Consider the following 22,555-nt stretch of genomic DNA (forward strand, 5'->3'; position numbering starts at 1 on the left):
AGCATCAAAAATAAGAATAATATAATAGTTGAATGGATAAAGAAACGAAAATTATAGTAGGGATTTCTATTGGAGATTTAAATGGAATTGGTTTGGAAGTGATTTTGAAAACTTTTGCGGATAAACGAATTTTGGATTTTTGTACACCAGTAATTTTTGGGTCAACAAAGGTGTTTTCGTATCATAAAAAAGCCATAAATTCTGAAACACAATCGTTTGGAATACAGAATTTAGAGAGTTTACAGGAAGGTAAGTTAAATTTACTAAATGTATGGAAAGAAGATGTTTCCTTGAATTTAGGAACAGCGACTAAAGATTCAGGGAATTATGCACTTAAGTCTTTAGAGGCAGCAACAACTGCGCTTAGTGAAGGGAAGATTGATGTTTTGCTTACAGCTCCTATTAGTAAAGATAATATCCAGTCGGAAGAATTTGAATTTCCAGGTCATACAGAATATTTAGAATCCAAACTTGAAGGCGATAGTTTGATGATTCTAATGACAGAGCATTTACGAATGGGTTTGATTACAGGACATATACCGGTTTCTAAGGTAGCGGAATCTATAACTAAAGAGCTGATTGTTAGAAAAGTAAATATCATGTACGCAAGTTTGGTACAAGATTTTGGAATAAGCAAGCCGAAAATAGCGGTATTAGGTTTAAATCCTCATTGTGGCGATAATGGAGTTATTGGAAATGAAGATGAAGAACTGATAAGGCCAACCTTAAAAGAGATTCAAGAAACAGGAAAACTTGTTTATGGGCCTTTTGCAGCAGATGGTTTTTTTGGGTCAGAGAGTTATCAGCAATTTGATGGTGTTTTGGCTATGTATCACGACCAAGGTTTGGTGGCTTTTAAAACACTAGCTTTTGGTAATGGAGTGAATTTTACAGCAGGACTTTCAGGGATACGTGTTTCGCCAGATCATGGAACCGCATTTGAAATTGCCGGAAAGGGAATCGCAAATAATTCTTCTTTTTCTGAGGCTTTACACGTTGGTTTGCAAATTTTTAAGAAGCGAAGCTCTAGTAAAAGTCTAAGAAAAAACAGCCTAAGAGTAAAAAAACAATATTAATTAGTAAAATTTTATTTCTTTTCTATTAATTAGAATGAAATTTTATATCTTTGCACGCTCAAATTGATGTTGTAGATGAAAGAGTTAAGAGAATACAATCTTTCTTTTATAGGTTTAAAAGAAGGAGAACATAAGTTTGAGTATCAGATTGATAATAAGTTCTTTGATGTTTATAAGTACGATGAGTACTTAAAAGCAGATTTAAAAGTAGATTTGGTTTTTGTAAAAAAGACCAATATGTTGGAATTAGATTTTGAAGTTTCTGGAAGTGTAAATGTTCCTTGTGATTTGACAGGAGAGCCGTTTGACTTGGAAACATCAGGAAAACTTTCTTTAATTGTAAAGTTCGGAGATGAGTTTAATGATGAAAATGAAGAAATTTTAATAATTCCGAATTCTGCGCACCAAGTAAATGTGGCACAATACATTTATGAAATGATTGTTTTGGCAGTGCCTATAAAAAGGATACATCCAGAAGCGCAAACTGGTGATTTTGCACAAGGAACATTAGAGAAGTTGGAAGAACTGAAGATAAGTAAGAAGAATAGTAAAGATAACGAAGAAACGACGGATCCTAGATGGGGGAAGTTAAAAGATTTATTAATAGATAAAAATCAGCATAATGGCACATCCAAAAAGAAAGATATCTAAACAAAGAAGAGATAAAAGAAGAACGCACTATAAGGCAGTAGCACCTCAGGTAGCTGTTGATCCAACTACAGGTGAAGCACACTTGTACCATAGAGCACACTGGCATGAAGGAAAATTATATTACAAAGGTCAAATTGTAATTGATTCTGTTGAAGTAGCAGAAGCATAAAATTCAGAAAACGAAATTGTTTAAAAACCCTCAATATTAGAGGGTTTTTTGCTGTTTTGTTATTAAATTGAGCAAATATTGCTTCTATTTGGTTTTAAAGTGGAATAATTTTCATTACTTTGGACATTCGGTTTTTTTCTAAAATTCGAAGGTAAGAAGCATGTAAACTTTATGATTATGAGTAAAAAAACTGCAGCAATTACAGCGGTAGGGAAGTATGTTCCTGATTATGCCCTTACAAATAAGGAGCTAGAATCGCTTGTAGAAACCAACGACGAGTGGATTTTTACAAGAACAGGAATTAGAGAAAGAAGAATCTTAAAAGATGCAGATAAGGCCACCTCTTATATGGCTATCAAAGCAGCTCAAAATCTAATTGAGAAAAAAGGACTAGATCCAAAGGAAATTGACATGGTCATTGTGGGAACTGCCACGCCAGATATGAATGTTGCTGCTACAGCGGTTCATGTTGCTACAGAGATTGGAGCAGTCAATGCATTTGGTTACGATTTACAAGCAGCTTGCTCGAGTTTTTTATATGCAATGTCAACAGCAGCTGTATATATTGAATCAGGACGTTACAAAAAAGTACTCGTTATAGGTGCTGATAAAATGTCGTCAATTGTAGATTATACCGACCGAACTACCTGTATTATATTTGGAGATGGAGCTGGGGCTGCATTGTTCGAACCTAATGAAGAAGGTTTAGGTGTGCAAGATGAATACCTAAGAGGAGATGGAGTAGGTAGAGAGTTTTTACGTATTGAAGCAGGAGGGTCTTTAAATCCAACTTCACAAGAAACACTAGATAACAAACAGCACTACATTAAACAAGAAGGAAAAACAGTATTTAAATATGCGGTTTCCAATATGGCGAATGCTAGTGAACAAATATTAAAGCGAAATAATTTAACGAATGAAGATGTTGATTGGTTAGCGCCACATCAAGCAAATACTCGTATTATTGAAGCGACAGCAAGAAGAATGAGTTTGGATATGGACAAAGTTATGGTCAATATTCAAAATTACGGTAATACAACATCTGCAACTTTACCTTTATTGTTGGCAGATTATGAAGACAAACTTAAAAAAGGAGACAATATTGTTTTTGCTGCTTTTGGAGGTGGGTTTACATGGGGAGCTCTTTATTTAAAATGGGCATACAATTCTTAATTAACTAATTTACTTAATATTATATATAACTTAATATATTATGGATTTAAAGGATATTCAAAACTTGATAAAATTTGTAGCCAAATCTGGTGCAAGTGAAGTGAAATTGGAAATGGAGGACATTAAAATTACTGTAAAAACAGGATCAGGAAAAACTGAGACTACTATTTTGCAGCATGCAACAATGCCAGCTCCACAAGCTCCTGTTGTTTCTCAGTCTGCAATGCCTGAACCGGTTGCAGCTACTCCAGTAATTGAGGTGCCTGTTTCTGAAGACTCTAAATACTTAACAATTACTTCTCCAATCATTGGTACATTCTACAGAAGACCTTCTCCAGACAAAGCTTTATTTGTTGAAGTTGGTGATGCAGTAAATGAAGATTCTATTGTTTGTGTTATTGAAGCAATGAAATTATTTAATGAAATCGAATCTGAAGTTTCAGGTAAGATTGTTAAAATTTTAGTTGAAGATTCTTCTCCAGTAGAATTTGGACAACCCTTATTTTTAGTTGATCCTTCATAGGTAAAACATAATTAAATGGATGCTATTTTTACTTGAAGTAAAGTAAATAGCTTTAATGTTTAACAAACTGAACTATTATGTTTAAAAAAATATTAATTGCCAATAGAGGTGAGATAGCTTTGCGAGTAATCAGAACTTGTAAAGAAATGGGAATAAAAACAGTAGCCGTATATTCTACAGCTGATTCTGAGAGTTTGCATGTAAAGTTTGCAGATGAAGCAGTATGTATTGGGCCTCCATCTAGTACAGAGTCTTACTTAAAGATGTCAAATATATTAGCGGCAGCTGAAATAACAAATGCTGATGCCATTCATCCTGGTTACGGATTTCTTTCTGAAAATGCTAAATTTTCTAAATTATGTGAAGAGCACGATATTAAATTTATTGGAGCTAGTGCAGAAATGATTGAGAGAATGGGAGACAAAGCAAATGCAAAATCGACTATGATTGAAGCAGGAGTGCCTTGTGTTCCTGGAAGTGAAGGAGTGATTGTAGATTTTGCAGAATGTGAAAAATTAGCTGACGAAGCTGGATACCCTGTAATGCTAAAAGCTTCTGCTGGAGGTGGAGGTAAAGGTATGCGAGCAGTTTGGACGAAAGAAGAATTAGAAGAAGCTTGGGATTCTGCTCGTTATGAATCTAAAATGGCTTTTGGGAATGATGATATGTATCTAGAAAAATTGATTCTAGAGCCTCGTCATATTGAAATTCAAATTGTTGGAGATTCGTTTGGTAAAGCTTGTCATTTGTCTGAAAGAGATTGTTCGGTTCAGAGACGTCACCAAAAATTAACAGAAGAAACGCCATCACCTTTTATGACCGATGAGTTGCGTGATAGAATGGGAGATGCTGCTGTAAAGGCTGCGGAATATATTAAATATGAAGGAGCTGGTACGGTTGAGTTTTTAGTTGATAAGGATCGAAATTTCTATTTTATGGAAATGAATACCCGTATTCAAGTAGAGCACCCAATTACTGAACAAGTTATTGGCTTCGATTTGATTCGTGAGCAAATATTGGTTGCTGCAGGTGTTCCTCTTTCAGGAAAAAATTATTTGCCAAAGATGCATTCTATAGAATGTAGAATTAATGCCGAAGATCCTCATAAAGGATTTAGACCAGCACCAGGTAAAATAACAACTTTTCATGCACCGGGTGGTCATGGGGTTAGACTAGATACACATGTGTATGCTGGTTATACGATTCCTGCAAACTATGATTCTATGGTTGCGAAATTAATAACAACTGCTCAAACAAGAGAAGAAGCTATTAGTAAAATGAAAAGAGCTTTGGATGAATTTGTCATTGAAGGAGTGAAAACAACAATTCCTTTTCACAGACAATTGATGGATGATCCAAGTTATGTTGAAGGAAATTATACCACTAAATTCATGGAAGATTTTGTAATGAAAGCTTAATAAATTTAGAATTTATAAGAAAAGGGGATGCAATTTTGCATCCCCTTTTTTGTTTGTAAAAGCTAAGTACCTCTTTTCGGTTTGGAATTTTGAATTCAAAGTTTTTTTTTGGCTGAAAAAACGAGAAATCTGGTTGATTTTGACATCAATTTCATTTGAAATATAGGAGTGAAATACCAAAATCATTGTTTAAAACTTAAAAATAGAGAACCTTTTTTCTGTTTTTTTGAAAATAAGCAAATAATTCACAGAATGTTGGCAAATAAACACAGGTTTTTTTTAAAGAACCAACAATTTTTTGTTACTTGCTGTCCATTAATAGCGGATTATCTTAGGAGAGGTGGCCGAGTGGCTTAAGGCGCACGCTTGGAAAGCGTGTTTACAAGAAATTGTAACGGGGGTTCGAATCCCTTTCTCTCCGCAGTTTATTTGCTTTAATGATGAATAGTACAACCTTAAACTATATTAATAAATTAATTTTATCACAATGAAAAAAGTATTTACAATCCTTGCAACAGGTTTATTGTTTTTTGGAGCAACTCAAAACACATTCGCTTTCCAAGGAGCAACAGAAGCAGTAGAATCAGAAACATTCCACCAGGTTTTAAAACAACGTTTTATTGAGGGGGGACCCTTTTTTATGGGAATTGTATTAGTAGCTCTAATTTTAGGATTGGCTATTGCAATTGAAAGAATTATTTATTTAAATATGGCAACTACAAACACTAAAAAGTTAATTGCTAGTGTTGATGAAGCTTTATCTTCTGGAGGAGTGGATGCAGCAAAAGAAGTTTGTAGAAACACAAAAGGACCAGTTGCGTCTATCTTTTATCAAGGATTAGATAGAGCTGATGAAGGTATCGAATCTGCTGAAAAAGCAGTTGTTGGATACGGTGGTGTTCAAATGGGATTATTAGAGAAAAATATTTCTTGGTTATCATTATTTATTGCTTTAGCACCAATGCTTGGGTTTATGGGAACTGTAATCGGGATGATTGGAGCCTTTGACTCGATTCAAGCAGCAGGAGATATCTCTCCAACAGTAGTAGCAGGAGGTATTAAAGTAGCCTTGTTGACAACTGTATTTGGTCTTGTAGTAGCAATTATCTTGCAAGTATTTTACAATTACATCATTTCTAAAGTTGACGGAATTGTGAACGATATGGAAGATGCATCTATTTCTTTAATTGACCTTTTGGTTAGAAATAAAAAATAAGAACTCATATGAATACTAATATATCAAAAATACTAAAAGTCTTAGTCGCTTTGATAGCTATAGTTGCCGCTTACTTCTTTATTAGAATCTTAAGTACAGGTGATGAAGCTATTGTTGAAGGACAAGGAACTTTAGGGATCGTAGGACCGTTGGTGTCCTTTTCAATAGGGTTGTTAATCGTGGTAGCTGGTGTTACTGTGTTGTTTTCAATCGTAAGTTTATTAAAGAAACCAGAAGCATTAAAGAAAACTTTAATGGGTGTGGTTGTTTTAGGAATTTTATTAGCTGCTTCTTACGGATTGGCTCCTGACGGTGCTGTGACAGATGTTACAGGACAAGTTTTGGAAGGTGGAGAAGCTGGTGCTGCTTCTAAATGGGTAAGTACCGGAATTTGGTACACTGTTTTATTAGGAGCTGCCGCAATTGTTTCTATTATTTTAGGAGGAGTTAAATCAATCATAAAATAAGGTAACCTATGGCTAGAAGAGAAAACTCCGAAATTAACGCAGGATCGATGGCAGATATTGCCTTCTTGTTACTGATCTTTTTCTTAGTAACAACTACTATGGATGTAGATTCAGGAATTTCTCGTAAATTATCTGAAAAACCGCCAGAAAATTATGAGCCACCAGTAATTAAGCAAAAAAACATTTTAGAAATCAATATCAATAGAAATGATGAATTATTGGTAGAAGATGAAAGAATGGAAATTGCAGACTTAAAACAAACTACTATTGACTTCCTTGATAATGGAGGGGGAATTGGTAAAACTGTTGAAGGTGTTCCTACTGGAGCTTGTGACTATTGTAATGGTGAAAAATCTGACAAATCTTCAGATCATCCAAACAAAGCAATTATCTCTGTTCAAAGTGATAGAGGTACTTCTTATGGAATGTATATTACCGTGCAAAATGAATTGTTAGCCGCTTATACTGAATTACGTAACCGTTATGCTAAAACACAGCTTAAAGGTCAATACGCAGGAATGAGTTATGATGATTTAATTTTACTATCGGGTAATGATAAAGAAAATAAAGCATTGAAAGCTGTGATAAATAAGGTCAAAGACGCTTATCCACAGATTATTTCTGATGCAGAACCTACTAAATAATATACGATATGTCTAAATTTGGAAAAAAGAAAAAAGGACTTCCTGCAGTAAATACTGCGGCACTACCGGATATTGTATTTATGTTGTTATTCTTCTTTATGGTAACTACTACTATGAGAGAAACGGATTTAGTTATTGAGGCGCCTCAGCTTCCTAATGCTACTGAAGTTAAGAAATTAGAACATAAAAGTTTGGTAAGTACTATATACGTTGGTAAAGCAAAAGACCAAGCAAAATTTGGATCAGGTGATAAGATTCAGTTAAATGATAAAATTGCAACTGTAAATGATGTAGCAAACTTTATCTATTCTGAACAAGAGAAACATAACCCGGAAGAAATTCCTTATATGACAACCTCTATTAAATCTGATGTAAAAGCTAGTGTTGGTACAATACATGATATTAGAATGGAATTAAGAGACATCAATGCTCTAAAAGTTAGTTATTCAACTCGTAAAGGGGATTTAGCGAATAACCTAAAATAATTTTATTTTATACTACTTAAAAAAAGACACCTGTCATGCGACAGGTGTCTTTTTTGTTTACATTTGTTTTATTGATGCAATCCTATGAGAAAAATTCGTATATATATAATGTTTGCCTTTTGTGGACTTTCAATGGTTTCTCAAAATAAGTTAATCGATGAAAGATATCTTGAAGATCAATTGTATTTAGGGTTGACTTATAATTCGTTTAAAGATACCCCAACGGGCTTAAGTCAAAATGGAATTTCTTTTGGTACTTCTTTGGGCTTTATTAAAGATATTCCTTTTAATAAAAGAAGAAATTTTGGATTGGGTTTAGGAGTTGGTTATTCCTACAATAGTTTCAATACAAACCTATTGCATAATCAAGCAGGAAATGACTATGCAGTTTCTGTAAGTGACGCATACGATACAAATATTATTAATTATAGTAGCTTGGAAATACCTGTTGAAATTCGATGGAGGACTTCAACCTATGACAAGTATAAGTTTTGGCGTATTTATGGCGGGGTAAATTTCTCTTATATGTTTGCGTCTAAAACAAAATATACGTTGGATGATACTTCTGTAGTGATTCGAGATAATAAATTACTTAGGAAGCTTCAGTACGGTCTTTCTTTAGCGGTAGGCTACAATACTTGGAATTTATATATGAACTATTCTTTGACCTCCTTATATGCGTCTAATTTGAAATTGGAAGGAACGGATGAAGTACTTCAAATAAAACCCTTACGATTGGGAGTGATGTTCTATTTACTTTAAATAGCCGTAAAGTAAATATTGTAGGCAATAAGTTGCGTTCCTACACCTATTATAAAACCTAAAACCACTTCTGTCATGCTATGTGCGTTAAGTCTTAATCTTGCTTGCGCAACCAAACCTGAAATTATACTAATGTAAATTAACTCTGAAATTATAGCTATTCTAAATTTAAGGGCAAAGAAAAGAACAAAACCAAATAGCGTTCCCATTCCTAAAGTATGTAGGCTCGTTTTGAGATTTCTAGCAAATAAAATATACACAATACAAAGTCCAAAAGAATTACCTATAAATACGGTTGCAAGTCCTGTTAAATCATTTTGTTTGTTGAAATATGATCCTAAGAGTAAAAAAAGAAAAACCATAAATACGACCGGAATCTTTCTTTGATCTAGCTTCTCTATGGTAAAGGAATCAATTTTGTTGTTTCTTTTCAAAATAAAAAGTAACAACAAAGGAATTAGGTAGGTTACTATAAAGATAACACCAATGCTTCTTAATTTTGTGGTGCTTGAAATATAGTGAGGGTACACTGAAAAATAATACAAGGCCCCTGCAAAAGGCAGTAATATAGGATGAAATATAGTGGAAACAATTTTAAAAAAACGGGTCATATCTCTTTTCTAAGCCTTGCTACAGGTAAATCCAATTGCTCTCTGTATTTAGCAACCGTTCTACGTGCAATTAAATAGCCTTCTTCTTTTAATTTTAAGGCCAATTTGTCATCTGTTAATGGCTTTCTCTTGTCTTCATCGGCAATAACAGTCTCTAGTATTTTCTTAATTTCTTTGGTAGATACATCTTCACCTTGGTCATTTTTCATAGATTCAGAAAAGAATTCTTTGATCAATTTTGTTCCATAAGGTGTGGTTACGTATTTACTATTGGCAACTCTTGATACTGTTGAAATATCCATGTTAATTTTATCGGCAATATCCTTAAGAATCATAGGGCGTAATTTACGTTCATCACCTGTCAAAAAGTAGTCGCGCTGTTGTTCCATAATAGCATCCATGGTAATTAACAGGGTCTGTTGTCGCTGTCTTATAGCGTCAATAAACCATTTGGCGGCATCTAATTTTTGTTTGATAAACATCACCGCATCTTTTTGCGATTTGCTTTTTTCTTTTGACTCTTGGTAGCCCTTCAACATATTATTGTACTCTCTTGATACATGGAGTTCTGGAGCGTTTCTTGAATTTAAGGTCAATTCTAATTCTCCTTCAATAATGCTGATGGTAAAATCGGGCACAATTTGCTGTGCCATTCTATTGTTATTGATAAAAGAGCCTCCTGGTTTCGGATTCAGTTTTTCAATTTCTTTAATAGCCGATTTTAGAATTTCTTCTGAAATGTCAAATTTGGCTATTAATTTTTTGTAATGCTTCTTTACAAAATGGTCAAAACTTTTTTCTAATAAGTCTATAGCCAGTGAAACGGTTTTCGTTTTCTCCTTACTTTTTAATTGTAAGACCAAACATTCTTTTAAATCACGGGCACCAACACCCACCGGATCTAATTTTTGAACAATATGTATTAATATTTTTTCTACTTGTGGTTCGTCGGTAAATACATTTTGCGTAAAAGCTAAGTCGTCTACAATATCTATAAGATCTCGTCGTATATAGCCACTTTCATCAATACTTCCGACTAAAAATTCTGCAATGGTTAAATCATCTTCTTTAAGGCTAAAGGTGTTTAATTGGTTTTTTAGCGCTTGGTGAAATGTAATTCCACCGGCATAGGGAATTTGCCTTTCTTCATCATCGCTGCTATAATTATTTGCTTGAAGCTTGTAATTCGGAATTTCATCATCACTTAAATATTCATCGATATTGATATCTTCAGCTTCAATATTTTCACCTCCATCATCATAATCTTCATTGGAGTCTATATCGTATTCTTTTTCTGATTCTTTTTCGTTATCAAGCGCAGGGTTTTCTTCAATTTCCTGTTTGATACGCTGCTCAAATGCTTGCGTGGGCAATTGAATTAATTTCATCAACTGAATTTGTTGAGGAGATAATTTTTGAGATAATTTAAGTTGAAAATTTTGTTTTAACATCTAAAGCAAATATACTAATTCTTACTACCAAGTTACAGGTATATTATTTTCAATAGCATGAATTAAGAAGTATTTAACGACTTATTCCAATGTATCCTCTATTTTTAAAATTCCGCATTTTGTGGGGTTCTTGGAAAAGGGATGACATCTCTAATATTTGACATTCCAGTAGCAAATAAAACCAATCTTTCAAAGCCCAAACCAAAACCACTGTGTACTGCTGTTCCAAATTTACGAGTGTCTAAATACCACCAAAGTTCTTTTTCATCAATATCTAAGGCCTTTATTTTTTCTTGCAGCACATCCAAACGTTCTTCTCTTTGTGATCCGCCAACAATTTCTCCAATACCTGGAAATAAAACATCCATGGCTCTAACGGTTTTTCCGTCATCATTTAAGCGCATATAAAAGGCTTTTATTTTAGCAGGATAATCAAAAAGTATGACAGGTGATTTAAAATGCTTTTCTACCAAATAACGCTCATGTTCGCTTTGTAAATCGGCACCCCATTCATCTAAGACGTATTTAAATTTTTTCTTTTTGTTGGGTTTCGAATTTCTTAAAATATCGAAAGCTTCTGTATAACTAAGACGAACAAAATTATTGTCGATAACAAATTTTAATTTGTCCGTCAAGGTCATATCCGCTCGTTCAATAGCTGGTTTCGATTTGTCTTCTTGCAACAATCGCTCTTCTAAAAAGGCTAAATCGTCTTTGCAGTTTTTTAAAATATAGCCCAATGTGTATTTGATAAAATCTTCAGACAAATCCATATTGTCATGTAAGTCATTAAAAGCGACTTCTGGTTCTATCATCCAAAATTCTGCCAAATGCCTTGATGTATTTGAATTTTCGGCTCTAAAAGTAGGACCAAAAGTATACACTTTTCCTAAAGCCATGGCATAGGTTTCTGCTTCTAATTGTCCTGAAACAGTTAGGTGTGTTTCTTTACCGAAAAAATCTTGTGAATGGTCAATTTTACCACTTTCTAGCTTAGGAGAATTATTGGGATCTAATGCTGAAACTCTAAACATTTCACCCGCACCTTCGGCATCTGTTCCAGTAATAATTGGCGTGTTTACATAATAAAAACCGTTGTCTTGAAAGTATTGATGTACGGCAAATGAAAGTTTAGAACGAATTCTCATAATGGCACTAAAAGTACTTGTTCGAACTCTTAGGTGTGCATTTTCTCTTAAAAACTCAAAACTGTGTTTTTTAGGTTGAATTGGAAATTCTTCCGGATTCGATTCTCCTAAGATGCTTATTTCTTTTATTTGAATTTCTACTTTTTGTCCTTTCCCTTGGCTTTCTACTAAAAGTCCTTTGATACAAACAGCGGCTCCTGTATGTATTTTTTTTAAGATGGCTTCCTCCGTGTTTTCAAAATCTAAAACACATTGAATATTATGAATTATTGAACCATCATTTATTGAAATAAAACGATTTGCTCTAAAGGTTTTTACCCAACCTTTTAAAACGACCTCTCGGTTTAGGTCATTCGTATTTAATAAATTTAAAACGGTAGTTTTTTCCATAAAACAAAGAAATTTAATTCAAACAAATATACTTTTTTGGATTTAAAAATAGAATGCAATTGCCAATATTTAATAGTCCTATTTTTGTTTTTGCTTTCAAAATTTTATTTTTGTGACTCCAAAATGTAAGGTGTATGAAAGAAGATAAATATCTGTGGATCGTTGCTTCGGTTGTATTGTTTATTATAGGGGTAGAATATTTGTTTTCTAGGACCAAAGGAAAAACTATTTTTAGGTTTCAAAATACAATCTCTAATTTGTTAATGGGGATTTTTGATAGAGTGGCCGGTTTGTTTATGGTGCCATTGATCTATTTTTATTACGAATATTTGTACCTGAATTTTGCCCTATTTTTTATCCCTGAAAGCATTTTGTTTTTTTGCTTTGCAGTACTTATTTCAGATTTTATTTGGTATTTCTATCACAAGGCGGGGCATCGAATTAATTTCTTTTGGGGAGCACATATAATTCATCATCAAAGTGAAGATTATAATTATTCTGTGGCGCTGAATTTAACGCCATTTCAAGTAATTATTCGAGTGTTGTTTTGGTCACTAATGCCCGTTTTAGGCTTTAAACCTGAAGTTGTTTTGGGGACGCATTTGGTTATAGGACTTTATCAGTTTTTGTTGCACACCACCTTAATTCCAAAGCTTGGTTTTGTTGAGAAGCTGTTTGTTACTCCATCGCATCATCGGGTGCATCATGGAAGTAATACAGAGTATTTGGATAAGAATTTTGGAGGGATTCTTATTATTTGGGATAAACTTTTTGGTTCTTTTCAAGAAGAAGAAAAAGAGGTGCAATTTGGAATTACGAAAGATGTGAATTCGCGCGATTTTATGACCAGTGTTTTTCATTATTATCAGAACCTGTTGTTCAAAATGCGACAACTAGCTACTGTTAAAGAAAAATGCTTGTTATTGGTAAAAGGTCCCGATTGGGTGCCTGTTTCGGGTGAAATAAAGGAGTTGCCTTTGTACATTGAAAAAGGAACCTATCAGTATACTCGGTTTTCTTTTCAGAAGAAAGTGTACATTATTTTAAATATCGTATTGCTGTTTGCTGTATTGATTTTGTTGGCTTATTTAATGAATTCATTTAGCTTTTTACAACTGTGGTTAATTGCACTATTCTTATTGACTTCTTTAGTACTAACAGGTAAAATTTTGGAAGGCTTACGTTTTGCCTATTTTGAAGTTTTCAGAATTGGATTGGTACTGATTTTTTTATGGGATTATTTGCACTTATTTTCATAGTGTTTGTCTATGAAAGGTACTTGCCAAAAGAGTTTATAATCTAATAAAAAAGGCTGTCTATATAGGCAGCCTTTTTTTGTTTATTTATCCTCATCACCTTGTTTAGGGATGATTTGTAGTTTTGGTTTTTTAAGTGTTTTTTTATTGGCTATTTTTCGTTCCAAAGATAAAAGTAGCGCTGGCAATAACAATAAGTTGGAAACCATGGCAAACAATAAGGTAACAGATACAAGTCCACCCAATGCTTTTGTGCCTCCAAAACTTGAAATAACAAATACTAAGAATCCGAAAAATAATACTATAGAAGTATAAAACATACTTACCCCAGTTTCTCTAAGGGCTTTGTAAACAGATTTACGAACCTTCCAATTGTTAGCCATTAATTCCTGTCTATATTTTGCAAGAAAATGGATGGTGTCATCTACAGAAATACCGAAGGCAATACTAAACACCAAAATGGTAGATGGTTTTATAGGAATTCCTAAATAGCCCATTAAACCGGCAGTAACCAATAACGGTAGCAGATTTGGAATTAAGGATACAAATATCATTTTTAACGAGCGGAACATCCAACCCATAAATAATGAAATCAATAAAATAGCTAGTGATAATGAGATCACTAAATTATTAATCAAATAAGTGGTTCCTCGTAAAAACACCAAAGCTTTTCCTGTAAGAGTAACTTCGTATTTTGTAGAATTAAATTCTTTATCAATAACCGCTTGCAAACGTTCTTGTATACGTTCCATTTTATCGGTTCCTACATCTTTCATATAGGTGGTTATTCTAGCATATCTACCTGTAGAATCTACAACGTTTTTAAGAGCACTTGCGCTACTTCCTGAATTTTTGATGTAGGTAAGTAAAAAAGTTTTCTCTTGTGAAGTTGGCAGTTGGTAGTATTTCGGGTTTCCGTTATAAAAAGCCTGCTTCGAATATTTTACCAAGTTGTTTATTGAAATAGGTTGCGACAAATCCGGAATCAATTCAATGGCATCGTTTAATTTTTCTATTTTTTTCAAAGTAGAAAGATTCATTACACCATTTTCCTTTTTGGTGTCAATCATAATTTCCAAAGGCATAATACCACCAAACTCTTTTTCAAAGAATACAATGTCTTTAAAAAATGTCTTGTCTTTCGGCATGTCTTCTATTAAACTACCCGAAACCGTAATTTTATAAACACCAATAATACTGGCAATAATGACAAATAAGGAAACGGCATAAATTGTTAATTTTTTATGACGAACCATGGAGATCATCCAAGTAACAATTTTAGAAATCCATTTTTTGTCTAAATGATTTAAGTGCTTTTGTTTAGGCAAAGGCATAAAGCTGTACAAACTAGGAATAATTAACAAAGACAATATAAAAATTGCCATGATGTTGATTGAAGCGATGATCCCAAATTCATTTAACAACTGACTGTTGGTGAAAATAAAAGTAGCAAAACCAGCAGATGTGGTAATGTTTGTCATTAAAGTTGCGTTTCCAACCTTAGAAATTACACGTTGTAATGATTTGGTTTTATTTCCGTGTTTCTTTACTTCTTGCTGATATTTATTAATAATAAAGATGGCATTTGGGACACCAATTACAATAATTAATGGAGGGATAAGTGCCGTTAAAATGGTGATTTCATAGCGGAACCATCCAATAAAACCAAAGGCCCAAACAACACCAATACTTACAACTAATAATGTAATAAAGGTGGCTCTGAAAGATCGGAAGAAAAAGAAGAAAATTAAGGCAGTAATAGCCAAGGCAAGTCCGACAAACATACCCATTTCAGATTTTATATTTTCAGAATTCATGGTCCTTACATAAGGCATTCCTGAAACACGAACATCAATATTATTGTCTTTTTCAAACTTTTCTATAATCGGATTTAATTGATTGAAGATAAAGTCCTTTCTGATTTTAGTATTGACAATTTCGCTTTTTAAATAAAGACCGGTTTGAATGGTTTGCGTTTCTTTATTGAATAAAAGGTTGTTGTAAAAAGGAAATTTGGTAAAAAGTCGACTCTTTAAGAAGTTTACATCTTCTTGCGAAGTAATTTTTTTATCAACAATAGGAACCAATTCAAAACGTTTGTTCTTTTTGTCTTTTTTTAATTCTTTTAAATCTCCTATAGAAATGGAAAAATCTATTTCAGCAAAACTATCTAAGTCTTTTGCTAATTTATTCCAGTTGTTAAATTTTTGCGGCTCGTAAATAGTGCTGTCGCCAACGGCTAATAAAATGAGGGTTCCCTCTTCTCCAAAAACATCTAAAAATTTATCGTATTTTAAATTTTCTACATGGTCCTCAGGCAATAAATTTGCTTCGGTGTATGAAAATTTAATGTATTTCATTTGCGAGCCTAATAGTGCAGTAACTATAGCAATGGCTGCAAGTACAACGATTTGATTTTTAAGTATAAACCGTGAGGTTTTAGTCCAAAATTTCATGTAATCTAGTTTGAGTCAAATGTAAGAAATACTTTTATGTATTTGTTGTATTTCAATTGTGTTCAGGAGTTTAAAAAAAAAGCCCAAAGAAACAGGATCTTTGGGCTTGTTTGTTTTTGTTGCTACTTATACTTTCATAATATCAACATCTTTTACAGCGTACAATTCATCAACTTTTTTGATGTATGTGTCTGTTAAAGTTTGTACTTCTGCTTCTGATATTTTTTTCTCATCGTCAGAAATATCTGTTTTTTTAATTTCATTATTCGCGTCCTTACGGGCATTTCTAATACTTACTTTGGCATGCTCTGCAGCGGCTTTTGCAATTTTAGATAATTCACGTCTTCTTTCTTCCGTTAACATTGGCACATTAATTATAATGTTTTCACCATTGTTCATTGGGTTGAAACCTAAATTGGCCAATAAAATTCCTTTTTCAATTTCAGGAATCATTTGCTTTTCCCATGGTTGTACGGTAATAGTACGTCCATCAGGTGTATTTACGTTGGCAACTTGACTAAGTGGTGTTTGAGAACCATAATAATCAACCATTACTCCACCAAGCATATTGGCTGAAGCTTTTCCTGCTCTAATATTTCTAAATTCTTTTTGAAGATGCTCAATACCATGCTCCATTTGTTCTTTAGAACTATCTAATATAAATTCAATTTCTTCGTTCATAATATATATTTAGTTAGTTTTTTTCTTGTCAGAAACCAAAGTTCCAATTTTTTCTCCAGAAAGTAATTTTTGCAGGTTTCCTTTGGTATCCATATCAAAAACAACAATTGGTAAATTATTTTCTTCACTCAAGGTAAAGGCTGTCAAATCCATTATTTTCAATCCTTTATCTAAAACACTTTTGTAAGTAATTTCATCATATTTAATTGCATTTGGATCTTTTTCTGGATCTGCAGAATAAATACCATCTACACGAGTTCCTTTTAAAATAACATCAGCAGAAATTTCAATAGCTCTTAAAACAGCTGCGGTATCTGTTGTAAAATAAGGATTTCCTGTTCCTGCGCCAAAAATAACAACACGCCCTTTTTCTAAATGCCTTACTGCTTTTCTTTTGATAAAAGATTCAGCAACTTGTTCCATTTTAATCGCTGTTTGCAAACGGGTTTTTACCCCTGCCGATTCAATAGCACTTTGCAAAGCTAATCCGTTAATACAAGTAGCTAACATTCCCATATAATCTCCTTGAACACGGTCCATACCGTTACTTGCACCAGCAACACCTCTAAAAATATTCCCTCCACCAATTACAATGGCAATCTGAATTCCTTGATCAGAAATGGCTTTTATTTCTTTTGCATATTCGGCAAGTCTAGCAGGATCAATACCATACTGGTTTTTACCCATTAAAGATTCACCACTTAATTTTAGTAATATTCTTTTGTATTGCATGTTGTTTTTTTAAGTTGTGCAAATATAAGTATTTTGCCAATCTTTGTAAAAGATTATTTTTAATAGTTTAAGAGCTTTTTTTGAAAGTTAATTCCAAAAAAAAAGCTGTCCAAATAGACAGCTTCTTGTATAAAATAAAATGAATTAAAACGGTAAATCGTCTGGTTCATTTTCGCTAGCAATAGGAGCACTTGTAGTTTCAAATGCCGGTGGCGCACCTGCGCTTGAACCTTGAGCTGCTTCAATTCTCCATCCTTGAATAGAGTTAAAATACTTCGTTTCTCCTTGTGGGTTCACCCATTCTCTACCACGTAAGTTAATAGAAACAGTAACGTCTTTTCCAACGCTATATGAGTCTAGTAAGTCACATTTATCTTGAATAAATTCTATCAAAATCATTTGTGGATATTGCTCGTCAGTAGTAACTACTAATTCACGTTTTCTAAATCCGTTGCTTCCAAATGTTTGTGTAGCGCTTATCAATTTAATCTTTCCTGTTACTTGCATTTCTTCTTGAGTTATAATTATTATTACAGCCGTTTGGTGTGAATATACAAATTTATCAAAAATATTCGTTTTCATTTAAAATTTTGAAAATCCTTTGTTGAAACTTATCAACATTTTGTCAAGTTATAGACAGCAATTTTATTTTTGTTTCAAATAATCTTGTAATGTTAGCGTTTGTAAGAAAAGTAAAATTAACTTTTTTAAAAATTGAGTACCTTGTACTTTTAAGTGATCCTTTGTAAATAAATGAAAAAAATATATTCAAAAAATATAGTAGTTCTGGTGTCTTTTGGTATAGTGTTAGCCATCCTGTGGACTACCTATAGTTTCTCTAATAAAATAAAACAAGATGAACGTACCAAAATGGAAATTTTGGCCAAAGCTTATGATCGTTTTGGTGGTGCCGATTTAGATCAAGACCTGTCGTTAGAAATGAAAATTATTGGAAGTAATGATGATATTCCGATGATTGTTACGGATGAAAAAGGCAAAATCTTAATGCATCGAAATTTAGATTCTATAAAAGCCACCGACAGTGCTTATTTGAAAAATGAATTGGAATTAATGCGTGCTCAGAACAAGCCAATTGTTGTTAATTATTTAAAAGACAAACAGAATAATATTCATTATAGAGATTCTAATTTGTTAACTCGACTAAAATATTATCCGCTAACCTTGGTTATTATATTAATTCTATTTTCAGGAGTGGTGTACTTAATTTTTAAGTCGAATAAAATATCCGAACAAAATAAATTATGGTCGGGTATGGCCAAAGAAACAGCACATCAAATAGGTACGCCCTTGTCGTCACTTTTGGGTTGGGTTGAATTAATGAAACTACAGCATATTGGACCGGAAATTGTTCCGGAAATAGAAAAGGATGTACAACGTTTAAATGTGATTGCAGAGCGATTTTCACAAATTGGTTCTGTTCCCGATTTGGTAGATTTTGATATTGTGGGGCTGATAAAAAATACGGTACTATATTTTGAAGCTCGAAGTTCAAAAAATGTACATTTTAATTTTCGGAAACCTAAAAAACAAATTGAAGTAAAAATTAATGAGCAATTGTTTACCTGGGTTTTAGAAAACCTGATCAAAAATGCCATTGATGCCATGTCTGGAAAAGGCGATTTGGCCATAGTAGTAACTAGCAATCGAAAATTTGTTAAAATACGTGTGTCTGATTCTGGAAAAGGAATGCCGAGATCTCAGTTTAAAAAAGTATTTGTTCCTGGTTATACAACCAAAAAAAGGGGATGGGGTCTGGGCTTGTCCTTGTCTAAACGTATTGTAGAAGATTACCACAATGGTAAAATTCAAGTGCTAAAATCAGAAGTAAATAGCGGGACTACCTTTGAGGTTTTGCTTCCTAGAATTTAAGAGTCCATGGCTTTTGAAATTTTTGCAGCCAGTTCAATAAATTCAATTTGAGATAATTGGGCTTTCGGTTTAGAAAAACTAGCATCGCTCATTGTGTTTAAAGGAATTAAATGCACATGTGCATGCGGAACTTCTAATCCAATTACCGTTAAACCAACACGATTGCAAGGAATTACTTTTTCAATGGCAGCAGCTACTTTTTTTGTGTACGCAAATAGCTCAGTATAGGTTTGTTCATCTAAATCAAATAATTTATCAACTTGTTTTTTAGGGATCACTAAGGTGTGTCCTTTGGCATTTGGGTTGATGTCTAAAAACGCAAAGAAGTTTTCGTTTTCTGAAATTTTATAAGAAGGAATTTCTCCTTTGATGATTTTTGTAAAGATGCTGTCCATATTTGTTTTTTTGTAAAAATAAAAAACCCTTTTCAATTTCATGAAAAGGGTTTGTATAAATTTTATTCTTTTTTATCTTGAAATTTCTAGAATTTCAAATTTCATAATTCCACTAGGAACCTGAATGTCAGCAATGTCTCCAACTTTTAAACCTAGCAAACCTTTTCCTATTGGAGAGTTTACAGAAAGTTTTCCATTTCTAATATCGGTTTCAGAATCGGCTACTAAGGTGTAGCTAAATTCCATTTTGTTGGCTGTGTTTCTAATTTTAACGACAGAATGAATTAAAATTTTACTCAAATCTAACTGCGATTCATCTAAAATTCGAGCACTAGAAATAACGTTTTTTAATTTAGCAATTTTAAACTCTAAATGCGACTGCTCCTCTTTGGCAGCATGGTATTCTGCATTTTCACTTAAATCACCCTTGTCTCTTGCGTCAGAAATTTCTTGTGTAACTCTAGGGCGTTCTGTTTGCTCTAAGTGTTCCAATTCCTTCTTTAATTTTCTAAATCCTTCTTCAGAATAGTAAGATATTTCACTCATTTTTTATCGTATAAAATTCTACAAATTGCCAGTTTGTTGTACATCTTTCAGCTAATAAAATTTAGTTTACTTTCGCAGACTAAAAAATAAAATCCCATTGCTACTATATGTACAATGAGATTGGAACAAATATACAAAATATTTGTAAATTGCGAATGCTTAAATGAAACCCCTATGTCTTATTTTAAAAATATTTTTTTTCTTCTAGTGTTCACTGTGTCTTTGTCTGGTTGTATTATTGATTCAGGTCAGCAGAACAATTTTGTTCCGGATCAATTTTTTAATGTTACCAAAAGTTTTAATTTACCAGAAGCAAGTGGGCTATGGGTTGTTGGTGGTATAGCGGTATTTCATGATATAGGATATAGAGGAGTGTTGGTTTACAGAATAGATGATAATAATTTTAGAGCTTTTGATTTGGCTGCGCCTCACTTGCCTCCTACAAAATGTAGTGTTCCAATGGACTATGAGACTGAATGGCCAAAGATTACAAGTTACTGTGGAGAAGAGGATGTAAGTTATTATGTAAATAGACCTTATGCTAATTATTTGGGTGAGACCTATGAGATGCAAGAATATAGTGCGGTGCAATTGGATGACCAAACCATACAAATTAGAAATTTTTAGGGCTGAAAATAAAAAATAGATGCTTATTTTTGCCGCAAAGCAAATAAAATGAATACATACTTTTCTTCAGATTTTAAATTAGGTGTTTTAGGTGGCGGTCAGCTGGGTAAAATGCTTTTAGCAGAAACCCAAAAATTTGACGTACATACTTCTATTTTAGATCCTTCATTAGACGCACCTTGTGCTGCACATTGCAATGAATTTTTTCAAGGAAATTTATTAGATTTTGATGCCGTTTATAACTTCGGAAAAAAAGTAGATGTGCTGACTATTGAAATAGAACATGTCAATATTGAAGCCTTGTATAAATTAGAGGCTGAAGGCGTAAAAGTATATCCACAACCTAGTGTTATAGAAATTATTCAACACAAAGGAAAACAAAAAGATTTTTATGTAGCGAATGATATTCCTACGTCTCCGCATCAAAGATTTTCTTCATTAGAAGAATTAAAGCAAGCTAGTTTTCAATTTCCTTTTGTTTGGAAATCAGCACAATTTGGTTATGATGGTACCGGTGTAAAAATTGTAAGAAGTCAAGAAGATATCAATGCTTTGGCAGATACAGATAGTATTGTTGAAGATTTGATTCCTTTTAAAAATGAATTGGCGGTAATTGTTTCTAGAAATGCTTCAGGGCAAATTAAAACCTATCCTGTGGTTGAAATGGAATTTCATCCAGAAGCAAACCAAGTAGAATATGTAATTTGTCCGGCCAGAATTTCAGACGAAGTGGCTAAAAAGGCAAATGAAGTAGCGTTAAAAGTAGCAGAATCATTTAAACATGTGGGCTTGCTAGCTGTTGAAATGTTTCAAACAGAAAACGACGAAATAATTGTAAATGAAGTAGCGCCAAGAACACATAACAGTGGGCATTACAGTATTGAAGCTTCTGTAACCAATCAGTTTGAGCAGCATTTACGTACCGTGTTAAATTTACCTTTAGGAAATACAGAAAGTAAATGGGCCGGAGTAATGGTGAATTTAGTGGGTGCTGAAGGTTTTTCTGGAAGTGTGGTTTATGAAAACATGGAAGAAATTTTAGCCATGGATGGGGTAACGCCTCATATTTATGGGAAAAAAGAAACACGACCATTTCGAAAAATGGGCCATGTAACCATTGTTGACCGAGATTTGGAAGTGGCTAGAAAAGTAGCCGAAAAAGTGAAAAATACCATTCGAGTAATTAGCAAATAATTCTTCGAAAAGCTCAAAACACGAATTTGAAAAAGCAGATTGAGAATTATATAAAATAAAATCTAGAGAAATGAAAGTAGGAATTATCATGGGAAGTGATTCGGATCTTCCGATCATGCAAGAGGCAATAGATATATTAAAGGAGTTTGGAATTCCGATAGAAGTTGATATTGTGTCAGCACATAGAACTCCAGAAAAATTGGTAGACTTTTCTACCAATGCCCATAAAAAAGGTTTTTCAGTAATTATTGCTGGTGCCGGTGGTGCGGCGCATTTACCAGGAATGGTAGCGTCTATGAGTCCTTTGCCAGTAATTGGTGTTCCTGTTAAGTCTAGAAATTCTATTGACGGTTGGGATTCTGTATTGTCAATTTTACAAATGCCAGGAGGTGTGCCTGTTGCAACCGTTGCTTTGGATGGTGCAAAAAATGCAGGTATTTTGGCAGCTCAAATTATTGGAGCTTCTAATCCAGCAGTTTTAGATACAATTATCGCTTATAAAGAAGGTTTAAAAGCAAAAGTTATTGCGGCGTCAGAAAGAGTACGTAATTTGTAGGAATACCCAATAAAATTATAAAAGCGACTTTAGTATTA

25 protein-coding genes and 1 tRNA gene are annotated in these 22,555 nt (G+C 33.3%); 17 read left to right on the forward strand and 9 right to left on the reverse strand.

Going from position 1 to position 22,555, the window contains the following annotated elements:
- The first annotated feature begins 32 nt into the window (after positions 1-32).
- The 12 genes from pdxA to FGM02_RS07625 all read left to right on the forward strand — a co-directional run bounded on the left by pdxA (position 33) and on the right by FGM02_RS07625 (position 8,584).
- A complete protein-coding gene (gene pdxA / locus FGM02_RS07570; RefSeq protein WP_139957693.1) occupies positions 33-1,076 on the forward strand; it encodes a 4-hydroxythreonine-4-phosphate dehydrogenase PdxA in 1,044 nt (347 codons plus the stop codon).
- Positions 1,077-1,151: 75 nt separating this feature from the next.
- Entirely contained in the window at positions 1,152-1,727 is a 576-nt protein-coding gene (locus FGM02_RS07575; protein WP_139957694.1) for a YceD family protein, read from the forward strand.
- Positions 1,699-1,896, forward strand: coding sequence for a 50S ribosomal protein L32 (rpmF, locus tag FGM02_RS07580; protein WP_139957695.1), 198 nt, complete (start codon positions 1,699-1,701; stop codon positions 1,894-1,896). The genes FGM02_RS07575 and rpmF overlap by 29 nt, the downstream gene beginning before the upstream one ends.
- A 177-nt stretch (positions 1,897-2,073) precedes the next feature.
- On the forward strand, positions 2,074-3,069 hold the full coding sequence (locus FGM02_RS07585) for a beta-ketoacyl-ACP synthase III (RefSeq protein ID WP_139957696.1): 996 nt from the start codon (positions 2,074-2,076) through the stop codon (positions 3,067-3,069).
- Between the two features lie 40 nt (positions 3,070-3,109).
- Positions 3,110-3,592: an acetyl-CoA carboxylase biotin carboxyl carrier protein gene (gene accB / locus FGM02_RS07590; RefSeq protein WP_139957697.1), complete on the forward strand. Its 483-nt coding sequence runs from the start codon at positions 3,110-3,112 to the stop codon at positions 3,590-3,592.
- 77 nt (positions 3,593-3,669) lie between these two features.
- Positions 3,670-5,010 (forward strand): acetyl-CoA carboxylase biotin carboxylase subunit, encoded by a 1,341-nt coding sequence (accC, locus tag FGM02_RS07595; RefSeq protein WP_139957698.1) that lies wholly within the window; start codon positions 3,670-3,672, stop codon positions 5,008-5,010.
- Between the two features lie 334 nt (positions 5,011-5,344).
- Positions 5,345-5,431 (forward strand) — tRNA-Ser (locus FGM02_RS07600).
- Positions 5,432-5,497: 66 nt separating this feature from the next.
- Positions 5,498-6,226 (forward strand): MotA/TolQ/ExbB proton channel family protein, encoded by a 729-nt coding sequence (locus FGM02_RS07605; protein WP_139957699.1) that lies wholly within the window; start codon positions 5,498-5,500, stop codon positions 6,224-6,226.
- Positions 6,227-6,234: 8 nt separating this feature from the next.
- On the forward strand, positions 6,235-6,693 hold the full coding sequence (locus FGM02_RS07610; protein WP_139957700.1) for a hypothetical protein: 459 nt from the start codon (positions 6,235-6,237) through the stop codon (positions 6,691-6,693).
- Between the two features lie 8 nt (positions 6,694-6,701).
- Positions 6,702-7,337: an ExbD/TolR family protein gene (locus FGM02_RS07615; RefSeq protein WP_139957701.1), complete on the forward strand. Its 636-nt coding sequence runs from the start codon at positions 6,702-6,704 to the stop codon at positions 7,335-7,337.
- 8 nt (positions 7,338-7,345) lie between these two features.
- The gene (locus FGM02_RS07620; RefSeq protein ID WP_139957702.1) at positions 7,346-7,822 is read left to right on the forward strand and encodes an ExbD/TolR family protein; all 477 of its coding nucleotides are present in this window, start codon (positions 7,346-7,348) and stop codon (positions 7,820-7,822) included.
- Between the two features lie 84 nt (positions 7,823-7,906).
- Positions 7,907-8,584: a porin family protein gene (locus FGM02_RS07625; RefSeq protein WP_139957703.1), complete on the forward strand. Its 678-nt coding sequence runs from the start codon at positions 7,907-7,909 to the stop codon at positions 8,582-8,584.
- On the opposite strand, the gene FGM02_RS07630 is transcribed toward FGM02_RS07625, so the two are convergent.
- The 3 genes from FGM02_RS07630 to asnS all read right to left on the reverse strand — a co-directional run bounded on the left by FGM02_RS07630 (position 8,581) and on the right by asnS (position 12,184).
- Positions 8,581-9,195 (reverse strand): phosphatase PAP2 family protein, encoded by a 615-nt coding sequence (locus tag FGM02_RS07630; RefSeq protein ID WP_139957704.1) that lies wholly within the window; start codon positions 9,193-9,195, stop codon positions 8,581-8,583. The two genes, FGM02_RS07625 and FGM02_RS07630, sit on opposite strands and share 4 nt — an antisense overlap.
- The gene (gene rpoN, locus FGM02_RS07635; RefSeq protein ID WP_139957705.1) at positions 9,192-10,646 is read right to left on the reverse strand and encodes an RNA polymerase factor sigma-54; all 1,455 of its coding nucleotides are present in this window, start codon (positions 10,644-10,646) and stop codon (positions 9,192-9,194) included. The genes FGM02_RS07630 and rpoN overlap by 4 nt, the downstream gene beginning before the upstream one ends.
- Before the next feature lie 104 nt (positions 10,647-10,750).
- Entirely contained in the window at positions 10,751-12,184 is a 1,434-nt protein-coding gene (gene asnS / locus FGM02_RS07640; RefSeq protein WP_139957706.1) for an asparagine--tRNA ligase, read from the reverse strand.
- A 134-nt stretch (positions 12,185-12,318) separates the two neighbouring features.
- Here asnS and FGM02_RS07645 point away from each other — a divergent pair, with 134 nt between their 5' ends.
- Positions 12,319-13,443, forward strand: coding sequence for a sterol desaturase family protein (locus FGM02_RS07645; protein WP_139957707.1), 1,125 nt, complete (start codon positions 12,319-12,321; stop codon positions 13,441-13,443).
- Between the two features lie 80 nt (positions 13,444-13,523).
- Here the strand turns inward: FGM02_RS07645 and FGM02_RS07650 are convergent, their stop codons facing one another.
- From FGM02_RS07650 to FGM02_RS07665, 4 genes are all read right to left on the reverse strand, one after another.
- The gene (locus FGM02_RS07650; protein WP_139957708.1) at positions 13,524-15,896 is read right to left on the reverse strand and encodes an efflux RND transporter permease subunit; all 2,373 of its coding nucleotides are present in this window, start codon (positions 15,894-15,896) and stop codon (positions 13,524-13,526) included.
- A 126-nt stretch (positions 15,897-16,022) separates the two neighbouring features.
- The gene (gene frr / locus FGM02_RS07655) at positions 16,023-16,577 is read right to left on the reverse strand and encodes a ribosome recycling factor (RefSeq protein WP_139957709.1); all 555 of its coding nucleotides are present in this window, start codon (positions 16,575-16,577) and stop codon (positions 16,023-16,025) included.
- 9 nt (positions 16,578-16,586) lie between these two features.
- Positions 16,587-17,309, reverse strand: a complete 723-nt coding sequence (gene pyrH, locus FGM02_RS07660) for a UMP kinase (protein WP_139957710.1) — start codon at positions 17,307-17,309, stop codon at positions 16,587-16,589.
- Between the two features lie 144 nt (positions 17,310-17,453).
- Entirely contained in the window at positions 17,454-17,816 is a 363-nt protein-coding gene (locus tag FGM02_RS07665; protein WP_139957792.1) for a DUF3127 domain-containing protein, read from the reverse strand.
- Between the two features lie 246 nt (positions 17,817-18,062).
- Between FGM02_RS07665 and FGM02_RS07670 the strand changes: the two genes are divergently transcribed.
- Complete coding sequence (locus FGM02_RS07670; RefSeq protein WP_139957711.1) at positions 18,063-19,199, forward strand: sensor histidine kinase; 1,137 nt, start codon at positions 18,063-18,065, stop codon at positions 19,197-19,199.
- Here the strand turns inward: FGM02_RS07670 and FGM02_RS07675 are convergent.
- Together FGM02_RS07675 and greA are read right to left on the reverse strand one after the other, a co-directional pair.
- Positions 19,196-19,594: an HIT family protein gene (locus FGM02_RS07675; protein ID WP_139957712.1), complete on the reverse strand. Its 399-nt coding sequence runs from the start codon at positions 19,592-19,594 to the stop codon at positions 19,196-19,198. The two genes, FGM02_RS07670 and FGM02_RS07675, sit on opposite strands and share 4 nt — an antisense overlap.
- Before the next feature lie 72 nt (positions 19,595-19,666).
- Positions 19,667-20,140, reverse strand: a complete 474-nt coding sequence (gene greA, locus FGM02_RS07680) for a transcription elongation factor GreA (RefSeq protein ID WP_139957713.1) — start codon at positions 20,138-20,140, stop codon at positions 19,667-19,669.
- Positions 20,141-20,362: 222 nt separating this feature from the next.
- Here greA and FGM02_RS07685 point away from each other — a divergent pair, with 222 nt between their 5' ends.
- The 3 genes from FGM02_RS07685 to purE all read left to right on the forward strand — a co-directional run bounded on the left by FGM02_RS07685 (position 20,363) and on the right by purE (position 22,517).
- Entirely contained in the window at positions 20,363-20,767 is a 405-nt protein-coding gene (locus FGM02_RS07685) for a hypothetical protein (protein ID WP_139957714.1), read from the forward strand.
- Between the two features lie 48 nt (positions 20,768-20,815).
- Positions 20,816-21,961 carry a 5-(carboxyamino)imidazole ribonucleotide synthase gene (locus tag FGM02_RS07690; protein ID WP_139957715.1) on the forward strand — a complete coding sequence of 382 codons (1,146 nt, stop codon included), beginning with the start codon at positions 20,816-20,818 and terminating at the stop codon, positions 21,959-21,961.
- Positions 21,962-22,031: 70 nt separating this feature from the next.
- Positions 22,032-22,517, forward strand: coding sequence for a 5-(carboxyamino)imidazole ribonucleotide mutase (gene purE / locus FGM02_RS07695; RefSeq protein ID WP_139957716.1), 486 nt, complete (start codon positions 22,032-22,034; stop codon positions 22,515-22,517).
- The last annotated feature ends 38 nt before the right edge of the window (positions 22,518-22,555 follow it).

It is taken from the genome of Flavicella sediminum (assembly GCF_006381105.1).
Lineage (GTDB): Bacteria > Bacteroidota > Bacteroidia > Flavobacteriales > Flavobacteriaceae > Flavicella > Flavicella sediminum.

Coding starts and splice junctions, on each gene's coding strand:
- FGM02_RS07690 (WP_139957715.1), top strand. CDS start 20,816: ATGAATACATACTTTTCTTCAGATTTTAAATTAGGTGTTTTAGGTGGC.
- FGM02_RS07630 (WP_139957704.1), bottom strand. CDS start 9,195: ATGACCCGTTTTTTTAAAATTGTTTCCACTATATTTCATCCTATATTA.
- FGM02_RS07575 (WP_139957694.1), top strand. CDS start 1,152: ATGAAAGAGTTAAGAGAATACAATCTTTCTTTTATAGGTTTAAAAGAA.
- pyrH (WP_139957710.1), bottom strand. CDS start 17,309: ATGCAATACAAAAGAATATTACTAAAATTAAGTGGTGAATCTTTAATG.
- FGM02_RS07650 (WP_139957708.1), bottom strand. CDS start 15,896: ATGAAATTTTGGACTAAAACCTCACGGTTTATACTTAAAAATCAAATC.
- accC (WP_139957698.1), top strand. CDS start 3,670: ATGTTTAAAAAAATATTAATTGCCAATAGAGGTGAGATAGCTTTGCGA.
- FGM02_RS07620 (WP_139957702.1), top strand. CDS start 7,346: ATGTCTAAATTTGGAAAAAAGAAAAAAGGACTTCCTGCAGTAAATACT.
- FGM02_RS07610 (WP_139957700.1), top strand. CDS start 6,235: ATGAATACTAATATATCAAAAATACTAAAAGTCTTAGTCGCTTTGATA.
- asnS (WP_139957706.1), bottom strand. CDS start 12,184: ATGGAAAAAACTACCGTTTTAAATTTATTAAATACGAATGACCTAAAC.
- greA (WP_139957713.1), bottom strand. CDS start 20,140: ATGAGTGAAATATCTTACTATTCTGAAGAAGGATTTAGAAAATTAAAG.
- FGM02_RS07675 (WP_139957712.1), bottom strand. CDS start 19,594: ATGGACAGCATCTTTACAAAAATCATCAAAGGAGAAATTCCTTCTTAT.
- rpoN (WP_139957705.1), bottom strand. CDS start 10,646: ATGTTAAAACAAAATTTTCAACTTAAATTATCTCAAAAATTATCTCCT.
- accB (WP_139957697.1), top strand. CDS start 3,110: ATGGATTTAAAGGATATTCAAAACTTGATAAAATTTGTAGCCAAATCT.
- FGM02_RS07665 (WP_139957792.1), bottom strand. CDS start 17,816: ATGCAAGTAACAGGAAAGATTAAATTGATAAGCGCTACACAAACATTT.
- purE (WP_139957716.1), top strand. CDS start 22,032: ATGAAAGTAGGAATTATCATGGGAAGTGATTCGGATCTTCCGATCATG.
- FGM02_RS07615 (WP_139957701.1), top strand. CDS start 6,702: ATGGCTAGAAGAGAAAACTCCGAAATTAACGCAGGATCGATGGCAGAT.
- FGM02_RS07645 (WP_139957707.1), top strand. CDS start 12,319: ATGAAAGAAGATAAATATCTGTGGATCGTTGCTTCGGTTGTATTGTTT.
- frr (WP_139957709.1), bottom strand. CDS start 16,577: ATGAACGAAGAAATTGAATTTATATTAGATAGTTCTAAAGAACAAATG.
- FGM02_RS07670 (WP_139957711.1), top strand. CDS start 18,063: ATGAAAAAAATATATTCAAAAAATATAGTAGTTCTGGTGTCTTTTGGT.
- FGM02_RS07585 (WP_139957696.1), top strand. CDS start 2,074: ATGAGTAAAAAAACTGCAGCAATTACAGCGGTAGGGAAGTATGTTCCT.
- rpmF (WP_139957695.1), top strand. CDS start 1,699: ATGGCACATCCAAAAAGAAAGATATCTAAACAAAGAAGAGATAAAAGA.
- FGM02_RS07605 (WP_139957699.1), top strand. CDS start 5,498: ATGAAAAAAGTATTTACAATCCTTGCAACAGGTTTATTGTTTTTTGGA.
- pdxA (WP_139957693.1), top strand. CDS start 33: ATGGATAAAGAAACGAAAATTATAGTAGGGATTTCTATTGGAGATTTA.
- FGM02_RS07625 (WP_139957703.1), top strand. CDS start 7,907: ATGAGAAAAATTCGTATATATATAATGTTTGCCTTTTGTGGACTTTCA.